We start from the raw sequence: 19,088 nt of genomic DNA, 5'->3' as shown, positions 1-19,088 counted from the left end.
CCGACCGGGCACGATCCGTCCGGGTACGAGAAGGCCCCGGGGCTGTGTGCCCCGGGGCCCTTCTCGTACGACGGTCACGCCCTACTCGGCGAGGACCGCTTCCGCGTCGAGGGTGACGCCGACGGCCTGGATCACCGCGGCGATCTTCACGGCCTCCTGGATCGTCTCGCGGTCGACACCGGCCTGGCGCAGGACCTGCTCGTGCGAGTCCAGGCACTGGCCGCAGCCGTTGATCGCGGAGACGGCCAGCGACCAGAGCTCGAAGTCGACCTTCTCCACGCCCGGCTTGCCGATGACGTTCATCCGCAGACCGGCGCGCATCGTCCCGTACTCGGGGTCCGACAGCAGGTGCCGGGTCCGGTAGAAGACGTTGTTCATCGCCATGATCGCGGCGGCGGACTTGGCGGCCTGGTACGCCTCGGGCTTCAGGTTGGCCTGGGCCTCGGGCTCCAGCTCCTTGAGGACGATCGGCGAGCGCGAGGCGATCGCGCAGGCGAGCACGGTGCCCCAGAGCTGCTGCTGCGGCAGCTCGCTGTTGCCGATGACCGAACCGAGGTTCAGCTTCAGGTCCTTGGCGAAGTCCGGTATGGCGGCCTTGAGTTCGTCGAGAGCCATCTCAGATCGCCCTTACTCGCCCGCGAGGAGGGCGGCGGCGTCGAGGGTGCCCTCGCCCTTGTTCCAGTTGCACGGGCACAGCTCGTCGGTCTGCAGGGCGTCGAGCACCCGCAGGACCTCCTTGGGGTTACGGCCGACGGAGCCGGCGGTCACCATGGTGAACTGGATCTCGTTGTTCGGGTCCACGATGAAGACGGCGCGCTGGGCGAAGCCGTCCTCGCCGCGGACGCCGCAGTCGCTCATGAGCTCGTGCTTCGAGTCGGCGAGCATCGGGAAGGGCAGGTCACGCAGGTCGGCGTGGTCCTTGCGCCAGGCGTGGTGCACGAACTCGGAGTCGCCGGAGACGCCGAGGATCTGGGCGTCGCGGTCCGCGAACTCGTCGTTCAGCTTGCCGAACGCGGCGATCTCGGTGGGGCAGACGAAGGTGAAGTCCTTCGGCCAGAAGAACACCACGCGCCACTTGCCCTCGTAGGCCTTGTGGTCGATCTGCTCGAACTCCTTGCCGCTCTCCAGCGACACGCAGGCGGTCAGGTCGTAGGTGGGGAACTTGTCACCGACAGTGAGCACGCGCTCTCCTTGCGAAACGGGAAGGGTCCCTTTTGGGGTCTTCCGTGGGGGTTGGACGTGCTCACAGCATGGCACGGAGTGCATTGATCAGTGAAATAGCTAGAGTGGGTCGTGTTGATCGAAGGTGGTTATCAGTGGCGTCCCCGTACACCCCGCCGTACAGCCCGCTCCGAGGCAAGCAGCCGAGCCTTTCGCAGCTCAGGGCCTTTGCCGCGGTCGCCGAGCATCTGCACTTCCGCGATGCGGCCGCGGCCATCGGCATGAGCCAGCCCGCGCTCTCGGGCGCGGTTTCGGCTCTCGAAGAGGCACTCGGTGTCCAGCTCCTCGAGCGTACGACGCGGAAGGTGCTGCTCTCGCCCGCCGGCGAGCGGCTCGCGGTGCGCGCCCGGGCCGTCCTCGACGCGGTCGCCGAGCTCCTGGAGGAGGCGGAGGCGGCCCAGGCGCCCTTCACCGGGGTCCTGCGGCTCGGCGTGATTCCCACCGTCGCGCCGTACCTGCTGCCCACCGTCCTGCGCCTCGTCCACCGGCGCTACCCCGACCTCGACCTCCAGGTCCACGAGGAGCAGACCTCCTCCCTCCTGGAGGGGCTCGCGGCCGGGCGGCTCGACCTGCTGCTGCTCGCCGTGCCGCTCGGCGTGCCCGGCGTCACCGAACTTCCCCTCTTCGACGAGGACTTCGTGCTCGTCACCCCGCAGGGGCATCCGCTGGCAGGGCGGGACGACATCCCCCGCGAAGCCCTCAAGGAGCTGCGGCTCCTGCTCCTCGACGAGGGGCACTGCCTGCGCGACCAGGCCCTCGACATCTGCCGCGAGGCCGGCCGCACCGACGGCGCCGAGGTCACCACCACCGCCGCCGGGCTCTCCACCCTGGTCCAGCTGGTGGCCGGCGGCCTCGGGGTGACCCTGCTGCCGCGCACCGCCGTGACCGTGGAGACCGCCCGCAACAGCGCCCTGTGGACGGGGCTCTTCACGGAACCGGCGCCCTCGCGGCGGATCGCCCTCGCGATGCGCACCGGCGCGGCCCGGCACGCCGAGTTCGAGGAGCTGGCACAGGAGCTGCGCGGCGCGATGCGGGGGCTGCCGGTGCGCGTGGTCGCCGACGGCGCCTGACGCCCGTACGACGGAACGGCGCGGGCTCCTGACGTCCGTCCGCGCGTCGGCGGGCGCCGGATCTCACGCCGTACGCCGAAGGGCGCGGGTTCCCGGAGCCCCCCGGCTCCAGGTGCCCGCGCCCATCTGCGTACATCTGCTCGACGGGTTACTCCGTGCGCAGCCCGTCCGCCTTCATCAGCCGCCACAGGACCGGCATGCTCAGCAGCGTCACCGCCGCGATGAGCCCGAGCCCGATCCCGACGACCGGCAGGAAGGCCCACCAGTCCTGGACCCCCTGTCCGCCCATCTTCAGCAGGACGACGCCGAGGGCGAGCCCGCCCCCCACGGCGAGGACCAGGCCGAGGACGATCGGGACCGCCGTCTGCCACAGGACCGACCAGCTCAGCGTCGAGCGGCGGGTGCCGAAGGCGACGAGCGAGGAGAGCAGCCGCTTGCGGTCCTTGAGCTGTTCGAGCGTGGAGACCAGCAGCGAGGCCGCCACCAGCAGCATCGTCAGCGTGGAGCCGACCAGGATGCCGGTGCGGACGCTGGAGAAGGCGGCGTCCCGCTGGGTGTCCTGCAGCTCGCGGACCCAGGACGTCGGGTCGATCGCCGCCGCCGTGTTCCGTACGCGGTCGGCGGCGTCCGGCACGGCCGGGTCGAGCCGCACCATGGCCTGCGCGTCGGGCTCGTGGAGGAGTCCGGTGTCGATCGCCGACGGGGTGGCGAGGACCCCGTACTCGTACATGCCCGTCGGGTCCGGGCGGGAGTCCACGACCCGGGCCGTGGCGGGGATGCGCCACTGGGGCAGCGGCGTGCCCTTCGGCGGCTGCGGCTCGCTCGGGTGGGGGTGCGGGTCGCGCAGGGCGACCGTGGCCCCGGGGCGCGCTGCCCGGGTGACGTGGGAGTCGTCCGGACTGCCCTGCGCGCCGTGCGCGAGGAACACGAAGACGTCGCCGTCCCTGCAGGAGGGCAGCGTGGCGAACTCGCCGAGGGAGGCGCAGTCGCCGACCCTGATCGAGGTCATCGGGGCGAACTCCTCGGCCCCCTTCAAAGGTCCGGGCCGCCAGACGTTCGACTGGGTGACGCCGATGACACCGGCGACGCCCTCGGTCCGCGCCACGCGGTCGATGATCCCGCGGGCCTCCTCGCCGTTCTCGGCGTCGACACCGACCGTGATCTGGGCCCGGGAGGTGTCCTCACCGGTGACCTGCGTGAAGTCCTGTTCCATGGACTGGAAGAGCATCTGGAGCGCGATCGCCCCGGTGGCGGCGACGACGATGCCGCTGACCGCGCGGGCGGCGGTGCCGCTGCTCAGTTGGAGCCTGCGGACGGCCAGCTGCCAGGCCACGGGGCCCGCGTGGAGCCGCTTCACGCAGGCCTCGACGAGCCAGGGCAGAAGCGTGGTGAGACCGATCAGGGCGAGCGTGGTGCCGGCGACGAGGCTCACGCCGTCCACGCTGGTCTCGGTCACCTGGACCTGTCCGACGAGCGGGACGAGCAGGGCCGCGCCGGCCGCCAGGATCGCCAGCCGCCACCACAGCCTGCGGCGCCGGGGCGTGGAGACCCGGACGACCCCGAGCGGCTCGATCGCCACCCCGCGCAGCGCGAAGAGCGTGACCACGACCGAGGAGACCGGGACGGCGGCGAGCACGAGCACGGCGAGCGCGGGCAGCGGCACGACGTCGGAGGGGAAGGCGTTGACGTCCCAGATGGTGAAGGCGCCGGCGAACTGCCGGGCCACGGCGAAGAGTCCGAGACCCGTCAGGAGGCCGAGCAGCGCGCCCGCGAGGGACTCGCCGGCCGCGATCCGGCGGGTCGTCGCCGTGTCGGCGCCGACGAGCCGCAGCGCCGCGAGCCGCCGGTCGCGCTGCTCGCCGCCGAAGCGGACGGCGGTCGCGATGAAGACGAGCACCGGCAGCAGCAGGACGACGCAGGCGACGATGACGAGGAGGATGAGGAAGGCGTTCATCGGCTCCTCGGGCACCGACCAGCCGTAGCGTGTGCCGCGCCCGTCGAAGTTCTCGGCGGTGAGGAAGTCGACCCGGGCGACGTACCGCAGCTCGGCCGGACCGATCAGGCCGGCCGGGCCGATCGTCCCGGTGACCTCGTAGGGGAGCCGCTCCCTGAGGAGGGCGCCCTCGGGGGAGTCGAGCAGCTCGCGGAGTGCCGGGGAGACGGCCATCTCGCCGACCCCGGGCAGTCTCGCGGTGCCCGGCGGGACCGGCGGCGCGGCGCCCTCGGGGGTCACGAGGAGGCCGGTGACGACGTCGTCCCCGTAGGCCGTCGTCTGCCCGAGGTGCAGGAAGGAGTCGGCGCGCGGGGAGTCGATCTGCTCGCTGCCGTCGACGGCGCGGACCGACTCCCGTACCTCCCGCTGGAAGAGCATGTTCGGCAGGGACACCGCGAGGAGCAGCAGGGCCACGCCGAAGCCGACGCCGGTCGCGGTCAGCAGGGTGCGGAGGAGGCCGGGGCGGCCGCCGGTGACCGCGAACCGGGCGCCGAGCCCCAGGTCGCGGGCCCAGGTGGCGAGGCTCATACCGCCCACTCCGTGTCCCGGACGGACCCGTCCCGTACGACGATCTCGCGGTCGGAGTAGGCGGCGACCCGGGCCTCGTGGGTGACGAGGACGACGGCGGCTCCGGTGTCCCGGGAGGCGTCGGTCAGCAGCCGCATGACCCGCTCGCCGTTGAGGGAGTCGAGTGCGCCGGTCGGCTCGTCGGCGAAGATCACCCGCGGGGAGGTGACGAGCGCGCGGGCGACGGCGACGCGCTGTCCCTGGCCGCCGGATATCTCGCCGGGGCGCTTGGCGGCGGTGTCGTCGACCTCCAGCCGGGCCAGCCACTCGACGGCCCTGGCCTCGGCGGCCTTCCGCTTCTCGCCGCCCAGGCGGAGCGGCAGGGCGACGTTCTCGACGCAGGTCAGCTCGGGGACGAGCTGGCCGAACTGGAAGACGAAGCCGAAGTCGGTGCGGCGCAGGGCGCTGCGCGCGGTGTCGGAGAGCGCGGTGAGCTCGCGCCCGTCGTAGGTGATCGTGCCCGCGTCGGGGCGCACGATTCCGGCCAGGCAGTGCAGCAGCGTGGACTTTCCCGAGCCGGAGGGGCCCATGACGGCGACGACCTCGCCGGCGCGCAGGGAGAAGTCGGCGCCGGCGAGCGCCGGGGTGGAGCCGTAGGCCTTGTCGAGGCCGGTGGCACGGAGGAGCGGGACAAGGGGGTCCCGCCGGTGCGGGGCGCTGCTCATCGGCGGACCTCCTCGGCGAGCCGGTCGAGACGGGCGGCGGTCAGTTCCAGCCAGCGCAGATCCGCCTCCAGGTGGAAGAGGGCGTGGTCGCAGATGAGCTGGTCGGCGAGGTCGCCGTCCTTCTTGCGCCGGGTGAGCTCGCGCATCAGCCGCAGGTGCTCGGCGCGCTGGGTGTCGAGGAGTTCGGCGGCCCCGCGGCCGGTGAGCAGCGCCAGGACGACCTTGGTGTAGAGCGTGGACTGGAGGTACGGCTCGGGCTTCTCGGGGGTCGCGAGCCAGGCGGCGACATCGGTGATGCCGGCCTCGGTGATCGCGTACCGCTTCCGCTCGGGCCCGCCGCCCGCCTCGACTCCGTCGACGACGACCAGGCCGTTCTTCAGGAGCCTGGACATGGTCGAGTAGACCTGGCCGTAGTGCAGGGGCCGGTCGTGGCCGAACCGCTCGTCGAACGCGCGCTTGAGGTCGTAGCCGTGGCGCGGTCCGGATTCCAGGAGCCCCAGGAGGGCGTGACCGATGGACATGCGCGTCACTGTACACCGGGTGTATACGCGGTGTGCATAGTGGCTGAAAGGCGTGCCTGCCTCCCTGGAATCGCCCCGGCCGGAACCGTAGTTCCGCCCCGAGCCCGTCCGGAGCCCGCCCGGTTCGACGGCCCCGGCAAGGCAACCATCCGGCTCTTTCGAGCGTCGGTTCCTCTGGGGGTGGGTGCTGATTCTCACGTCCGGAAAAGGCGTGATCGGTTGCCCTTTGTCTGCATCGTCGGTGTTAGCTTGCTGAGCTGATCCGGCGTGGACGCCAGACAGCCGAGGCGCCGAGACACACGACGACTGGAGCGACAGGACCCATGGGCCGACCGGACAAGAGCAAGGCGAAGAGACGCGGCATACGCCGGTTCTTCTCCTGGAAGAAGCTCCTGGGCACCTTCTTCGTGTTCTGCCTGCTCGTCATGGGCGCCCTGTACGTCGTCTACCTGATGGTCCCCGTGCCGACGGCCAACGCCGAGGCGACCATGCAGAGCAACATCTACAAGTACGCCAACGGCAAGATCCTCGCCCGCACGGGCCAGATCAACCGCGAGATCGTCGGCCTGGAGAAGATCCCCGAGAAGGTCCAGAAGGCCTTCGTCGCCGCCGAGAACAAGAGCTTCTACCGGGACAACGGCGTCGACATCAAGGGCACCACGCGCGCCGCCTGGTCGACCCTCACCGGCCAGGGCAAGCAGGGTGGTTCGACCATCACCCAGCAGTACGTCAAGAACTTCTACCTGAGCCAGGACCAGACGGCCACGCGCAAGCTCAAGGAAATGGTCATCGCCGTCAAGGTCGACCAGGAGACGAGCAAGAGCGAGATCCTCGCCGGCTACATGAACACCAGCTACTACGGGCGCAGCGCCTACGGCATCCAGGCCGCCGCCCGCGCGTACTACGGCGTCGACGCCACCCAGCTCACCACCGCGCAGGGCGCCTACCTCGCCTCGCTGCTGCAGGCTCCCAACCAGTACGACTGGACCTCCGCGAGCGCCACCGGCCGCAAGCTCGTCGAGGAGCGCTGGAACTACGTCCTCGACAACATGGTCGGCGAGGACTGGCTCTCGCAGACCGAGCGCGCCGGCCTGAAGTTCCCCGTGCCGCAGAAGCCCAAGCCCGCCCCCGGAATGGAGGGCCAGACCGGCTACATCGTCGAGGCCGCCAACCAGGAGCTGATGCGCCAGGGCGTCAGCGAGGAGGACATCAAGGCCGGCGGCTGGACGATCACCCTCAACATCGACGAGAAGAAGCAGAAGGACCTCGTCAAGGCCGTCGACCGGCAGCTGGAAGCCAAGATCGACCGCAAGGGCGACAAGAAGCAGGCCACCGTCCAGGCCGGCGCCACCTCGGTCGACCCGAAGACCGGCGCGGTCGTCGCGATGTACGGAGGCGTCGGCGCCACCGAGCACTGGATGTCCAACGCCACCCGCCGCGACTACCAGCCCGCCTCGACCTTCAAGCCGATCGTCCTCGCCTCCGCCCTCGACAACATGGCGGAGACCCAGGACGGCCGGACCATAGGCCTCGGCACGATCTACGACGGCACCAGCCAGCGGAAGGTCGTCGGCACCGACATCGACTTCGCGCCCGAGAACGAGGACGACTACAGCTACGGCCCCGTCACCGTCCAGAAGGCCACCAACAAGTCGATCAACTCGGTCTTCGCCCAGATGATCGTCGACGTCAGCCCCGGCAAGACCAAGCGGACCGCCCTCGCCCTCGGCATGAAGGACGGCGCGGACTTCGGCGAGACCCCCGCCATGTCCCTCGGCACCATGGGCGCCTCGACCCTCGACATGGCCGGCGTGTACGCCACGCTCGACAACCACGGCAAGAAGGTCACCCCGACCCTGGTGAAGGCGGCCACCCACAAGGACCGCAAGGTGGACCCGGTGGACGCGATCGGCAGCCAGGTCATCAGCCGCGAGGCCGCCGACACCGTCACCAAGGCCATGCAGGGCGTCGTGCAGAGCGGCTCCGGCTTCCGCGCCGCCGGCGACTACCAGGCCGCCGGCAAGACCGGCACCTCCGAGAACAACCGCTCCGCCTGGTTCGTGGGCTACACCCCCGAACTCGTCACCGCCGTCGGCCTCTTCGGTGAGGACGCCAAGGGCAACCAGGTCACCCTGACCAACACCATCAACCAGGGCCGCGCCAACGGTGGCCGCACCCCCGCGCAGATCTGGGGCGACTACACCACCAGCGCGCTCGACGGCGGCTCCGACGCCGCCTTCGACCTGGAGACCGACGGCACGGGCTCCTACGAGCCGGACCCGGAGCCCACCGGGACCACCGCGACGCCGGACGAGCCGACCGAGGAACCGACCACCGAGTCCCCGGACCCGACGCCCCCGGCGACCCCGACGGCCACCACGCCGCCGCAGCCGACCCGCGACCCGGTCACCACGCCGCCGGAGCCGACGCGCGATCCCGTCACCACGCCGCCGACGCAGGACCCGACCACGCCGCCGCCGCCGACGATCGACCTGCCGACGACCCGCCCGACGACCGCCCAGCCGCCGGACCCGGAGCAGACGGGCGAGAGCAGCACGCAGGGCCCGGGCCGCTGAACCGGTGACGCCGTGACGTGACGAGGGCCGGACCCCCACCGGGGTCCGGCCCTCGTCACGTCGTGCTCCGGCAGGCGCTCAGCGCGTGGCCAGTTCGAACCAGACGACCTTGCCGCCCGAAAGCCGGGTCGCCCCCCACCGCCTGGCCAGCCGGTTCACCAGGAACAGCCCGCGACCGCCCTCGTCCGTGTCCCGCGCCCGCCGCTGCCGGGGCAGCTGCGGAGAGTCGTCGCCGACCTCGCAGCGCAGCACGTCCGTCCGCAGCAGCCGCAGGGTCACCGGCCGCTCCGCGTACCGCACGGCGTTCGTCACGACCTCGCTGATCAGCAGCTCCACCGAGTCCGTCAGCTCCTCCAGGTCCCAGCGGGCCAGCGCCCGCCGGGCGAGCCGCCGCGCCCGCCCCGGAGCTGCGTCCTCCGGTTCCAGGAACCAGTACGCGACGTCGCTCGGCGCGATCCCGTCGAAGCGGGCCGCGAGCAGTGCGATGTCGTCGTCCCGGTCGCCGGGACCCAGCATGTCCAGGACGTCGTCGCAGAGCGCTTCGAGGGGCGGCGAGTGGTCCGGGCCGGTCAGCTGCGCGGTTGCCGCGAGGCGCTCCCGCAGCTGCTCGATCCCGGTCCAGACGTCCCGCAGCCGGGACTCCACCAGACCGTCCGTGTAGAGGAGCAGCGTGGCGCCGGCCGGGGCGTCCAGCTCGACCGCCTCGAAGTCGACGCCGCCGACCCCGATCGGGGCGCCGGGCGGCACCCGCAGCACCTCGGCGCGGCCGCCGAGGTGGAGCAGTATCGGCGGCGGGTGGCCCGCGTTGGCGACGGTGATCCGGTGCGAGACCGGGTCGTACACCGCGTACATGCAGGTGGCCATCCGGTTCTCGCCGAGCCGCTGCGCCTGCTCGTCGAGGTGGTGCAGGACCTCCTGCGGCGGCAGGTCGAGCCCGGCCAGGGTCTGCGCGGTGGTCCGCAGCTGGCCCATGATCGCCGCCGAGGTCATGGAGTGGCCCATGACGTCGCCGACGACCAGGGCGACCCTGCTGCCGGGCAGCGGGATCGCGTCGTACCAGTCGCCGCCGACCCGGGCCGTCTCGGCGGCCGGGAGGTAGCGCGAGGCGAGCCGGACACCCGTCGGCTGCGGGAGGGAGTCCGGCAGCATCGTCCGCTGGAGCTCGTCCGCGATGTACGCCTCACGGCCGTACAGGACGGCCTTGTCGATGCCGAGCGCCGTGTGCGTCGCCAGCTGGGCCGCGACCAGGAGGTCGTTCGGCTCGAAGCCGGCCCGCTCGGGACGGCGCAGGAAGACGGCCGCGCCGATCACCCGGCGCCGGCCGCGCAGCGGCGCGAGGACCGCCCGCAGCCCGCCGGGCAGCGGGTGCTCGGGGCCCAGGAGTTCGGTCAGCGCGGCCCGGGCGGCCGCGGAGTCGCCGAAGACCGGCCGCACGCCCCGCAGGACCTCGGCGAGCGCCCCGCCGGACCGCACCTCGCAGAGTTCGGCCGCGGGGGTCGGATCCGGATCGGGTACGAGGACGAGCTCCTCGCCCTCCAGTTCGCTTAACCGGAGCCGGTCGGTGCGGCGCAGCCGCAGCACGAAGGGCGCCACCGGGCGCTCGTCGCCCACCGGCAGCGGGTCGCGCAGATAGACCAGGATCTCGTCGGAGAAGGTCGGCACGGTCGCCCGGCACAGGCCGAGCACGATCTCGTCCAGGTCGAGCCCGCGCGCGATCCGGCGGGTCGCCGCCCCGACGAACCGCAGCCGGTCGCCCTCGCGCCGAGCGGCGCCCTCGGGGCCCCGGCCCGCGCCCGCACCCGGGCTCTGCGCCGACACGGCGACGGCCACGGCGGCGGACCCGGCGCCGGTGCCGTTACCGGCAACGGGGGCACCGGATCCGGCGCCGGACGCATCGGAGGGAGAGCCGGGGGCGGCTCCTGGGGTGCCGGCGGCCGTCGCGGGGGTGCCGGTCGTCGCCGATGTGTCCGTACCGGCGGCCGGGGCCGTCCGGTCCGCCGGTCCGCCCGGCTGGGCGGGCAGGTCGGAGGGCAGGCCGGCGGCCGCCGCCTCCTGGCGAGGGCGCGCGCGTTCCTGCGGCCGGGCAGCCAGCGGCTGTCGGCCTTCGTGGGAGGTGGGATGCTCCGTCACGCGTGGGATTCCGTCCGTCCGGGCCGGTGGTGCGATGCACTCGCTCTTCTCGCCGATGCCGCGCCTTCGGCAGGGATAAACCCCTCGTATGCAGCGGATGTGGACGTTGCGCGAGCGGCGGCAACGGCAGGGGTCGGAACACCCGGGCGCACGTCCGGCACTGCTCTCCCCCTCGTGGATGACTTGCGGTCAGGTCCTGTGCTGTGATCGGTCGTTGACGTGGTCTTCGGTCGGTCTGACGTGCTGTTCGATCCGCTTCTGCCGTGCGGAGGACGATCCTACGTTTGAACCCCGGGGGCGCATCAAGGGTCTCACGGGGCCGTGTGGGCCGGAGTGCGGTCCCAGTCACCGGGCAGCTGGGGCACCGGCCACCCGGGATCGGGCCGCCAGTCCTCCCAGCCGTCCGCGAACGGCGTCCCCCAGGAACGGATCTGCTCCACCGCCCGACGGCCGGCGTCCTTCACCCGTGCGGCCTGCTCCGCGCCCATCAGGCCGGACCGCTGGGCCTGCGCGAACTCGTCCTCGTCCCGCCACAGCCAACTGTGGTCCGGATAGACGGAGATGTCGAGGAAGTGGTCCTCGGAGTCGACGCCGCCGGACCAACGGGTCTGCGGCTCCTCCAGGTTGACGTACCAGCTGCGGAAGCGCCAGCCGCGCTCCCAGAACAGCCACACCGACCAGGGGTCCCCGGGCCGGGCCAGCTTGAGGACCCCGGTGCCGAACCAGTGGGCCCGCTCCGTGGTGCGCGGCGCGGTGTACCGCGTGGCGAGCGGCTCGTCGTGCACGGACGTGCCGTCGGTCAGCACCGGCCGCACGCACTCGGTGCCGGGTGCCATCCAGACCGCGAGCAGCTCGGGCGTGTCCTGGACGACGGTCACCGGCCGGCAGATGTGCACGGCGCCGGTGCCGTTGTCGCGGTAGCGCCAGAGGATCTGGTCCCCCGGCGCCCAATGCTGCTGAGGGCCGCCCGACTCTGTCATGCGCAGATCTTAGGGGCGCGCTCCCACCGGCGCTGCGGCACAGATCACGGAGGGGCGGGGATGAGTCAGCCGCCGCCGTCCGTGATCCGGTGCCTCGCTACGGGTGCGTCATCCGCAGCACGTCGAGCGCCTCGTCCAGCTGCTCGACCGTGAGGTCGCCCCGCTCGACGTACCCGGAGGCGAGCACCACCTCGCGGATGGTCCTCCGCTCGGCGAGGGACTTCTTGGCGACCTTCGCGGCCTCCTCGTAGCCGATGTACTTGTTCAGCGGGGTGACCACGGAGGGCGAGGACTCGGCGTACTCGCGGGCGCGCTCGACGTTGGCGGTGATCCCGTCGACCGTGCGGTCCGCCAGCAGCCGGGAGGCGTTGGCCAGGAGCCGCACCGACTCCAGGAGGTTCTTGGCGATCACCGGCAGCATCACGTTGAGCTCGAAGTTCCCGGCCGCGCCCGCCACCGCCACGGTGGTGTCGTTTCCGGTCACCTGTGCGGCGACCATCAGGACGGCCTCCGGGACCACGGGGTTCACCTTGCCCGGCATGATCGACGAACCGGGCTGGAGGTCGGGGAGGTTGATCTCGGCGAGGCCCGTGCGCGGACCGCTGGCCATCCAGCGCAGATCGTTGGAGATCTTGGTGAGGGAGACGGCGATGGTCCTGAGCTGCCCGGAGGTCTCCACGAGGGCGTCCCGGGCGCCCTGCGCCTCGAAGTGGTCGCGGGCCTCCGTCAGCGGCAGGCCGGTCGCCCGCGCGACCTCCGCGATGACGGCCGCCGAGAAGCCGGCCGGGGTGTTGATTCCGGTGCCCACCGCCGTACCGCCGAGGGGGAGTTCGGCGAGCCGGGGGAGTGCCGAGCGCAGCCGCTCCACCCCGTACCTGACCTGGGCCGCGTAGCCGCCGAACTCCTGGCCGAGGGTGACCGGGGTGGCGTCCATCAGATGCGTACGGCCCGACTTCACGACCGTCGCGAAGTCGGCCGATTTTCGCTCCAGGGCGCTGGCCAGATGTTCGAGGGCGGGGATCAGGTCGCGGGTGACGGCGCCGGTGGCCGCGATGTGGATGGAGGACGGGAAGACGTCGTTGGAGGACTGCGAGGCGTTCACGTGGTCGTTGGGGTGGACGTCCCGGCCCGCGGGGAGGCGCTCGCCGGCGAGCGTGGCGATCACCTCGTTGGTGTTCATGTTGGACGAGGTGCCGGAGCCGGTCTGGAAGACGTCCACGGGGAAGTGCTCGTCCCACCGGCCCTCGGCGACCTCCTCGGCCGCCGAGACGATCGCCCCGGCCAGATCCGCGTCGATCACCCCCAGCTCGGCGTTGACCGTGGCCGCGGCGGCCTTGATCCGGGCCAGGGCCTCGATGTGGGCGCGCTCCAGGCGCTGCCCCGAGACCGGGAAGTTCTCCACGGCCCGCTGGGTCTGCGCACGCCACTTGGCGTGCGCGGGGACCCGCACCTCGCCCATGGAGTCGTGCTCGACGCGGTACTCGTCGGCTGCGCTGTTCGTCGTCATCTCTTCCTCGACCTCCTGGCTGTGCCCGTCGGGGGTGCCCCCAACCCCCCGAAAAAGTTGAGCACTTGTCTTGTTCGATGTATTCCCAACACGCGTACCGGCCAGTAAAAACCGTGGGTAACCCCACTTCCAGGAGGCGCAATGAAGCGCACCAGGTACAGACTCCGCTGGCCCATCGCGGCCGTCGCCGCGGCCGCCGCGGCGCTCGGCACGATGACCGCGGCGGCCCCCGCCGGCGCCGCCCCCGCCACCGCCGCGGCGGTCACCGCTTCCGTACCGCTCCCGCCCGAGCTGGAGGCGATCCGGGCCGCCGAGGCCACCAAGATCTACGGCGACCCCGCCGAACGCCCGCTCGCCCAGCGTAAGACGGGCCTGATCTCCCTGGGCGACAGCGAGATCTCCGGCGAGGGCGTCGGCACGTACGAGCCCCCGACCAACGGCCCGACCAACTGGTGCCACCGCTCGCCCGACGCCGCCATCCACCGCACGGGCATCCCCGCGGACCTCACCTTCAACGTCTCCTGCTCCGGCGCGTACACGGGCAACATCCGGATCGGCGGCTCGAAGCAGTACGCCGACGAGCTCGTCCAGAGCGACAACCTCGCCGTCAAGGCCCGCAACACCCGGATCAAGATGGTCCTGCTCGTCGCCGGAGCCAACGACGACCTGCAGTTCGGCCCCGTCATGACCGACTGCGTCCAGCGCTACCTGCTTCTCCAGGGCGCCTGCGAGCCCAAGTACGCCCCGGGCTGGCAGGCCCGCGTCGACGCGCTCGTCCCCAAGGTCGAGCAGACCGTGCGCGACCTCAGGACCGTCATGCGCGACGCCGGATACGCCGACGGCGACTACAAGCTCGTCGTCATGGGCTACCCCAGCCCCATCGGCCCCGACTTCCACGACAACCCCTCCTTCCCCGGCAAGCTCGTCTGCGGCGGACTCGGCTACGACTCCGACACCGTCTGGGGCCGCAACACCGCCGTCCCCGCCTTCGAGCGCGGCATGCGCAGGGCCGCCGCCACCACCGGCGCCGTCTACCTCGACAACTCGCGGCTCTTCCACGGCCACGAGGTCTGCATGGAGGACACCTGGGCCCGCGGTCTCTCCATCGACCTCTCCAAGCCCGGCACCCCGGACGAGAACTCGGTCCGGCAGTCCTTCCACCCCAACGCGCGCGGACACGCCGCCTTCGCCTCCTGCCTCACGCAGATCTACGGTTCCGGCCTCCGCGAGGCGAGCTGCGCCGACGTCGACTCCTCGGGTACGCCGACGCTCTTCCCGGTCGCCTGGGACGACGCGTACAAACCGCTGAGGAACCAGGCCACCGGCAACTGCCTGGACGTCGAGGCGGCCTCCTCGGCCAACGAGACCGGCGTGCTCGGCTGGGACTGCCACGGCGGCCGCAACCAGGGCTGGTGGTACGACTCCACCCGCCGGAGCGTCCACACCGAGCTCACCCAGGACCGCTGCCTGGACGTCCCCGCCTCCGCCTTCCAGGCGGGCAGGGCGCTCGTCATCTGGAACTGCCACGGCGGCACCAACCAGAAGTTCGTCCGTGACGGCGCCACGATCCGGCCCGCCGCCGCGACGGGCCTCTGCCTCGCCCAGGGCGCGGCGAGGGAGCCGGTCAGGCTCCAGAACTGCGACGGCTCCGCGAACCAGAAGTTCGCGTAGCACTCCCGAAGACGCCGTGGCCCCTCGTCCGGTGCGGGACGGGGGGCCACGGTCATGCGCGCCCGCCGGCGCTGCGGGAAGGGTTCGCCCTTCAGAGCGCCTTCGTCGTGCTCTTCGCCAGCTCGTACGCCGGGAGCATCGCCCGGTGCTCCGCCGTGTCGAGCCCGCCGAGGTGGACGATCACCGTCCCCTTCGGGGTCGCGACGGCGAAGGCCCGTTCCTCCTTGGACTCGCCCCCCAGCTCGTCGGCGACCGTGTACGTCACCTCGGTGGCGGGCAGCGCGCCCGCCTTCGTCTCCCGGTAGGCGACGGCGGTCGCCTTCTTCTCGGCCTTCACGAAGCCTTCCAGGGCGGCCCGGGCCGGACCCCTGTCCGCCGTCCACACCCGCAGGTACCCGATGTGCCCGGCCGGCTTGGCGTCCACCTCGCAGCGGACCGTGGCCGGCCCCTGGCGGGTGAGCGCCGCGAACTCCGGGTCCTCGGGGTCGTCGATCGCCTCGGGCTCCCACTTCGCCGCCAGCGCGAAGGAGGCGGGCAGCGCGCAGGCCGTCCCCGCACCGCCGAGGGTCGCGCCGGAGGCGGCGGCGGCCTTCGGGTCCGTCCCGCCCGCCGTCGTGGCCGGCGCCGCGGTCGGCCGGGCGCCCGGCGTGACCTCCGGCATCGGCTCGGGAGCGGCGCAGCCGGCCGCCAGTACCCCGCCGACCAGCAGGGCGACGACCGGGGCCATGATCCGTATCGGGTGTTCCATGGCCGTCAGGGTAGCCGCGCGGGCGGGCGGGCCCGGGACGGGAGGCGGACAATGAAGCGAGCCGAGGGGGAGGTCCACCACCCGCGAGGAGTGAGGTCATGTCCCGGAGCTTCAGGAGGACCGGTGCGCTCGGCGCGGCCACCGTCGCACTCGTCACCTTCGGGGCGTCCGCCCCCGCGTCCGCCGGCACCGCGCCCCGGGCCGTCGACCTCGAATTCACCCTCTACGCCCAGGAGGTCGCCGGCGAGGAGACCGAGGCGGGCGAGGAGACCGGCGAGGGCGTCCCCGCCCCCGCGGTCGGCGACGCCTTCGCCTTCGCCGAGGACCTGTACCGCACCAAGGGCGGCGAGAAGGTCGGCCGGGACGCCGTGACCTGCACGGTGGCGCGGGTCGGCGGCCCGGGCGGCACCGGCGACCTGGTGTGCGTGGGCACCTTCGTCCTGACCGGCGGTCCCGTCGGGCAGATCGCCGGCCAGGTGGTCCTCCCCTTCTCGACGGAGACCGAGCAGCCCGCCCCGTTCGACATCGCGGTCACCGGCGGGACCGGCGACTTCAAGGACGTGCGCGGCCAGATCCGCTCGACCGAGGACGGGGAGTACGCGCGGCTGGACTTCCGCCTCACGCGCTGAAGCGCCACCTCACGCGGCGAGGTGCCTCCTCACGCGCTTGAAGGGCCTCGTCACGCGGCGAGGTGCTTCCTCACGCGCTGAAGGGGCTCCCGCGGCTCAGGAGAGCTTGCCGTCGTAGTCGGGCAGTTTGAAGGCGCGCTCGGCGTGCCCGCCGACGATGTCGGTGGTGTTGTTGCCGATGTTCGCGATGATCGTGTAGCCCTTGGCCTCGATCTCCGCGCGCTTCTCCGTCTTGTACGCGCTGACCTCGGCGAACAGGTCGGGCAGAGAGCGCACGTACAGCCCGTCGACCGGGTAGCCGACCCGCTTCAGGTTCCAGTCGGTCAGGGAGTGGATGATCCCCGGCCGCGCGGTGACGAAGAAGACCGCCACCCCCTTGGCGTGGGCGTCCCGGACCAGCTCCCGGACCTCGGCGATGGCCGGGGTCGGCAGCTCCCAGAAGGGGTGGAAGTCGGTCTCCAGGGAGGAGTTGTCGATGTCGAGGACGATCGCCTGCTTCTCGCGGCCGGCGTCCTTCGCGCGCTCCTCGATGTACGGGCGGGCCTGCGCGACGACGGCGGCCACGTCCTTGCGCCAGGTCGTGTAGTCCACGTCCGCGAGGGCGGCGGTCGAGACGAGGTGGGTGTCCGGGTCGGCCGCGGAGGCGGCGGGCGCGGGACCGACGACCAGGAAGGCCGTCAGGGCCAGCGCGCCGGTGGCGCCGGCGGCGACCCGCCGGCGGGCGGCGGTGCGGGGGGTCGTGGCCGCGAGGGTGGTGGGGGGTACGGAGGGCATGGGGGCTCCCGAGTGGTCTACCGGCTCAGTGGTTGACATGCTCGCGGCCAATACTGACCGGTAGGTAACGGGAGGTCCACCGGTCGGTAGCGAGATTCTGAGCGGAGAAGGGCGGAGCCCCCGGTCCGCACGCGCGGACCAGGGGCTCCGTTCTGCCGGGAGGGGAGACCGATCGGGTCAGCCGAGGCCGGGACCCCGCACCGGGATGTGCGTGAAGGTCGGCTCGGGCGCCGGGTTCTGGAAGAAGTCGTTGCCCTTGTCGTCCACGACGATGAAGGCCGGGAAGTCCTCGACCTCGATCTTCCAGACCGCCTCCATGCCGAGCTCCTCGTACTCGACGACCTCGACCTTCTTGATGCAGTCCTGCGCGAGACGGGCCGCCGGGCCGCCGATCGAGCCGAGGTAGAAGCCGCCGTGCGCGCCGCACGCGGCGGTGACCTGCCCGGAGCGGTTGCCCTTGGCCAGCATGACCTTCGAGCCGCCCGCGGCCTGGAACTGCTCCACGTACGAGTCCATGCGGCCGGCCGTGGTCGGACCGAAGGAACCGGAGGCGAAGCCCTCGGGGGTCTTCGCGGGGCCCGCGTAGTAGACCGGGTGGTCCTTCAGGTACTGCGGCATCTCCTCGCCCGCGTCCAGGCGCTCCTTGATCTTGGCGTGCGCGATGTCGCGCGCCACGACGAGCGGGCCGTTGAGGGAGAGCCGGGTCTTGACCGGGTACTTGGTCAGCTCCGCGAGGATGTCGTCCATCGGCTGGTTCAGGTCGATGGTGACGACGTCGCTCTCCTCGGAGAGGTGCTCGTCCGTAGTGTCCGGCAGGAAGCGCGCCGGGTCGGTCTCCAGCTGCTCCAGGAAGACGCCCTCGGCGGTGATCTTCGCGACGGCCTGGCGGTCGGCCGAGCAGGACACGGCGATGGCGACGGGCAGCGAGGCGCCGTGACGGGGGAGGCGGACGACGCGGACGTCGTGGCAGAAGTACTTGCCGCCGAACTGCGCGCCGATGCCGATCTTCTGCGTCAGCTCGAAGACCTTCTCCTCCAGCTCCTTGTCGCGGAAGCCGTGGCCGGTGGCGGCGTCACCCTCGGAGGGCAGCTCGTCCAGGTAGTGCGCGGAGGCGTACTTCGCGGTCTTCAGCGCGAACTCGGCGGAGGTGCCGCCGACGACGATCGCCAGGTGGTACGGCGGGCAGGCGGCCGTGCCGAGCGAGCGGATCTTCTCCTCCAGGAACTTCATCATGGAGGCCTCGTTGAGGACCGCCTTCGTCTCCTGGTAGAGGAAGGACTTGTTGGCGGAGCCGCCACCCTTGGCCATGAAGAGGAACTTGTACGCGCCGCCGTCGGTCGCGTACAGCTCGATCTGCGCGGGCAGGTTCGAGCCGGTGTTCTTCTCCTCCCACATGGTCACCGGGGCCATCTGCGAGTACCGCAGGTTGAGCTGGGTGTACGCGTCGTAGATGCCCTTGGACAGGGCCTCCTCGTCGCGGCCCGAGGTCAGCACGTTCTGGCCGCGCTTGCCCATGACGATCGCGGTGCCGGTGTCCTGGCACATGGGCAGGACGCCGGCGGCGGCGATGTTCGCGTTCTTCAGGAGGTCGAGCGCGACGAACTTGTCGTTGCTCGACGCCTCCGGGTCGTCGATGATCCGGCGCAGCTGGGCCAGGTGGGCCGGGCGCAGGAAGTGCTGGATGTCCTTGATCGCCTCGGCGGCCAGCTTGCGCAGCGCCTCCGGCTCGACCTTGAGGAACGTACGGCCGTCGGCCTCGAAGGTGGAGACACCTTCGGAGGTCACCAGGCGGTAGGGCGTGGTGTCCTCTCCCAGGGGGAGCAGATCGGAGTACGCAAACTCTGGCATGACGGCGGCCATTCCTCACTCGGCAGACAGCGGCGCCGCCTCCATTGGCCGCGCGCACTCCAGCGTAGAACGAGGGCGCGGCCCGGATCCTGTGAGGTAAGGCTCACTTGGACACCGGACCACGCCGATGTGGCGTGTTCGGGGGTGGCGGGCGTGTCGGGGCCCTGTCGTCGGACCGCCAACCCGCC

15 protein-coding genes are annotated in these 19,088 nt (G+C 71.9%); 4 read left to right on the top strand and 11 right to left on the bottom strand.

Going from position 1 to position 19,088, the window contains the following annotated elements; genetic code table 11:
• Nucleotides 1–81: 81 nt before the first annotated feature.
• Together ACF08F_RS30600 and ACF08F_RS30595 are read right to left on the bottom strand one after the other, a co-directional pair.
• Nucleotides 82–615 carry an alkyl hydroperoxide reductase gene (locus ACF08F_RS30600; RefSeq protein WP_392301769.1) on the bottom strand — a complete coding sequence of 178 codons (534 nt, stop codon included), beginning with the start codon at nt 613–615 and terminating at the stop codon, nt 82–84.
• Between the two features lie 12 nt (nt 616–627).
• Entirely contained in the window at nt 628–1,182 is a 555-nt protein-coding gene (locus tag ACF08F_RS30595; protein WP_392301768.1) for a peroxiredoxin, read from the bottom strand.
• A 134-nt stretch (nt 1,183–1,316) separates the two neighbouring features.
• Here ACF08F_RS30595 and ACF08F_RS30590 point away from each other — a divergent pair, with 134 nt between their 5' ends.
• Nucleotides 1,317–2,291, top strand: coding sequence for a hydrogen peroxide-inducible genes activator (locus ACF08F_RS30590; RefSeq protein WP_392301767.1), 975 nt, complete (start codon nt 1,317–1,319; stop codon nt 2,289–2,291).
• 148 nt (nt 2,292–2,439) lie between these two features.
• On the opposite strand, the gene ACF08F_RS30585 is transcribed toward ACF08F_RS30590, so the two are convergent.
• From ACF08F_RS30585 to ACF08F_RS30575, 3 genes are read right to left on the bottom strand one after another with little or no spacing between them, the layout of a single operon-like run.
• Nucleotides 2,440–4,812 (bottom strand): FtsX-like permease family protein, encoded by a 2,373-nt coding sequence (locus ACF08F_RS30585; protein WP_392301766.1) that lies wholly within the window; start codon nt 4,810–4,812, stop codon nt 2,440–2,442.
• Nucleotides 4,809–5,516 carry an ABC transporter ATP-binding protein gene (locus tag ACF08F_RS30580; RefSeq protein WP_392301765.1) on the bottom strand — a complete coding sequence of 236 codons (708 nt, stop codon included), beginning with the start codon at nt 5,514–5,516 and terminating at the stop codon, nt 4,809–4,811. Before ACF08F_RS30580 ends, ACF08F_RS30585 begins: the two co-directional genes overlap by 4 nt.
• Nucleotides 5,513–6,037, bottom strand: coding sequence for a PadR family transcriptional regulator (locus ACF08F_RS30575; RefSeq protein WP_392301764.1), 525 nt, complete (start codon nt 6,035–6,037; stop codon nt 5,513–5,515). Before ACF08F_RS30575 ends, ACF08F_RS30580 begins: the two co-directional genes overlap by 4 nt.
• 323 nt (nt 6,038–6,360) lie before the next feature.
• Here ACF08F_RS30575 and ACF08F_RS30570 point away from each other — a divergent pair, with 323 nt between their 5' ends.
• The gene (locus tag ACF08F_RS30570; RefSeq protein ID WP_392301763.1) at nt 6,361–8,613 is read left to right on the top strand and encodes a transglycosylase domain-containing protein; all 2,253 of its coding nucleotides are present in this window, start codon (nt 6,361–6,363) and stop codon (nt 8,611–8,613) included.
• Nucleotides 8,614–8,691: 78 nt separating this feature from the next.
• On the opposite strand, the gene ACF08F_RS30565 is transcribed toward ACF08F_RS30570, so the two are convergent.
• From ACF08F_RS30565 to ACF08F_RS30555, 3 genes are all read right to left on the bottom strand, one after another.
• Complete coding sequence (locus ACF08F_RS30565) at nt 8,692–10,743, bottom strand: SpoIIE family protein phosphatase (RefSeq protein WP_392301762.1); 2,052 nt, start codon at nt 10,741–10,743, stop codon at nt 8,692–8,694.
• Between the two features lie 311 nt (nt 10,744–11,054).
• Nucleotides 11,055–11,723 (bottom strand): DUF402 domain-containing protein, encoded by a 669-nt coding sequence (locus tag ACF08F_RS30560; RefSeq protein ID WP_392301761.1) that lies wholly within the window; start codon nt 11,721–11,723, stop codon nt 11,055–11,057.
• 97 nt (nt 11,724–11,820) lie between these two features.
• Nucleotides 11,821–13,230 (bottom strand): class II fumarate hydratase, encoded by a 1,410-nt coding sequence (locus ACF08F_RS30555; protein ID WP_392301760.1) that lies wholly within the window; start codon nt 13,228–13,230, stop codon nt 11,821–11,823.
• A gap of 141 nt (nt 13,231–13,371) precedes the next feature.
• Here ACF08F_RS30555 and ACF08F_RS30550 point away from each other — a divergent pair, with 141 nt between their 5' ends.
• Nucleotides 13,372–14,901 (top strand): ricin-type beta-trefoil lectin domain protein, encoded by a 1,530-nt coding sequence (locus tag ACF08F_RS30550; protein ID WP_392301759.1) that lies wholly within the window; start codon nt 13,372–13,374, stop codon nt 14,899–14,901.
• 91 nt (nt 14,902–14,992) lie between these two features.
• Here the strand turns inward: ACF08F_RS30550 and ACF08F_RS30545 are convergent, their stop codons facing one another.
• A complete protein-coding gene (locus tag ACF08F_RS30545; protein WP_392301758.1) occupies nt 14,993–15,649 on the bottom strand; it encodes a lipoprotein in 657 nt (218 codons plus the stop codon).
• 98 nt (nt 15,650–15,747) lie between these two features.
• Between ACF08F_RS30545 and ACF08F_RS30540 the strand changes: the two genes are divergently transcribed.
• Nucleotides 15,748–16,278 (top strand): hypothetical protein, encoded by a 531-nt coding sequence (locus tag ACF08F_RS30540; RefSeq protein ID WP_392301757.1) that lies wholly within the window; start codon nt 15,748–15,750, stop codon nt 16,276–16,278.
• 96 nt (nt 16,279–16,374) lie between these two features.
• Here ACF08F_RS30540 and ACF08F_RS30535 read toward each other — a convergent pair whose 3' ends face one another.
• Both ACF08F_RS30535 and ACF08F_RS30530 read right to left on the bottom strand, forming a co-directional pair.
• A complete protein-coding gene (locus ACF08F_RS30535) occupies nt 16,375–17,052 on the bottom strand; it encodes an HAD family acid phosphatase (RefSeq protein WP_392301756.1) in 678 nt (225 codons plus the stop codon).
• Between the two features lie 177 nt (nt 17,053–17,229).
• On the bottom strand, nt 17,230–18,900 hold the full coding sequence (locus ACF08F_RS30530; protein ID WP_392301755.1) for a fumarate hydratase: 1,671 nt from the start codon (nt 18,898–18,900) through the stop codon (nt 17,230–17,232).
• Nucleotides 18,901–19,088 lie beyond the last annotated feature (188 nt).

The organism is Streptomyces sp. NPDC015130 (assembly GCF_043080005.1).
Taxonomy (GTDB): domain Bacteria; phylum Actinomycetota; class Actinomycetes; order Streptomycetales; family Streptomycetaceae; genus Streptomyces.
Note: the sequence above shows the minus strand (reverse complement) of the source record. Positions and strands in the feature narration are given on the sequence as shown.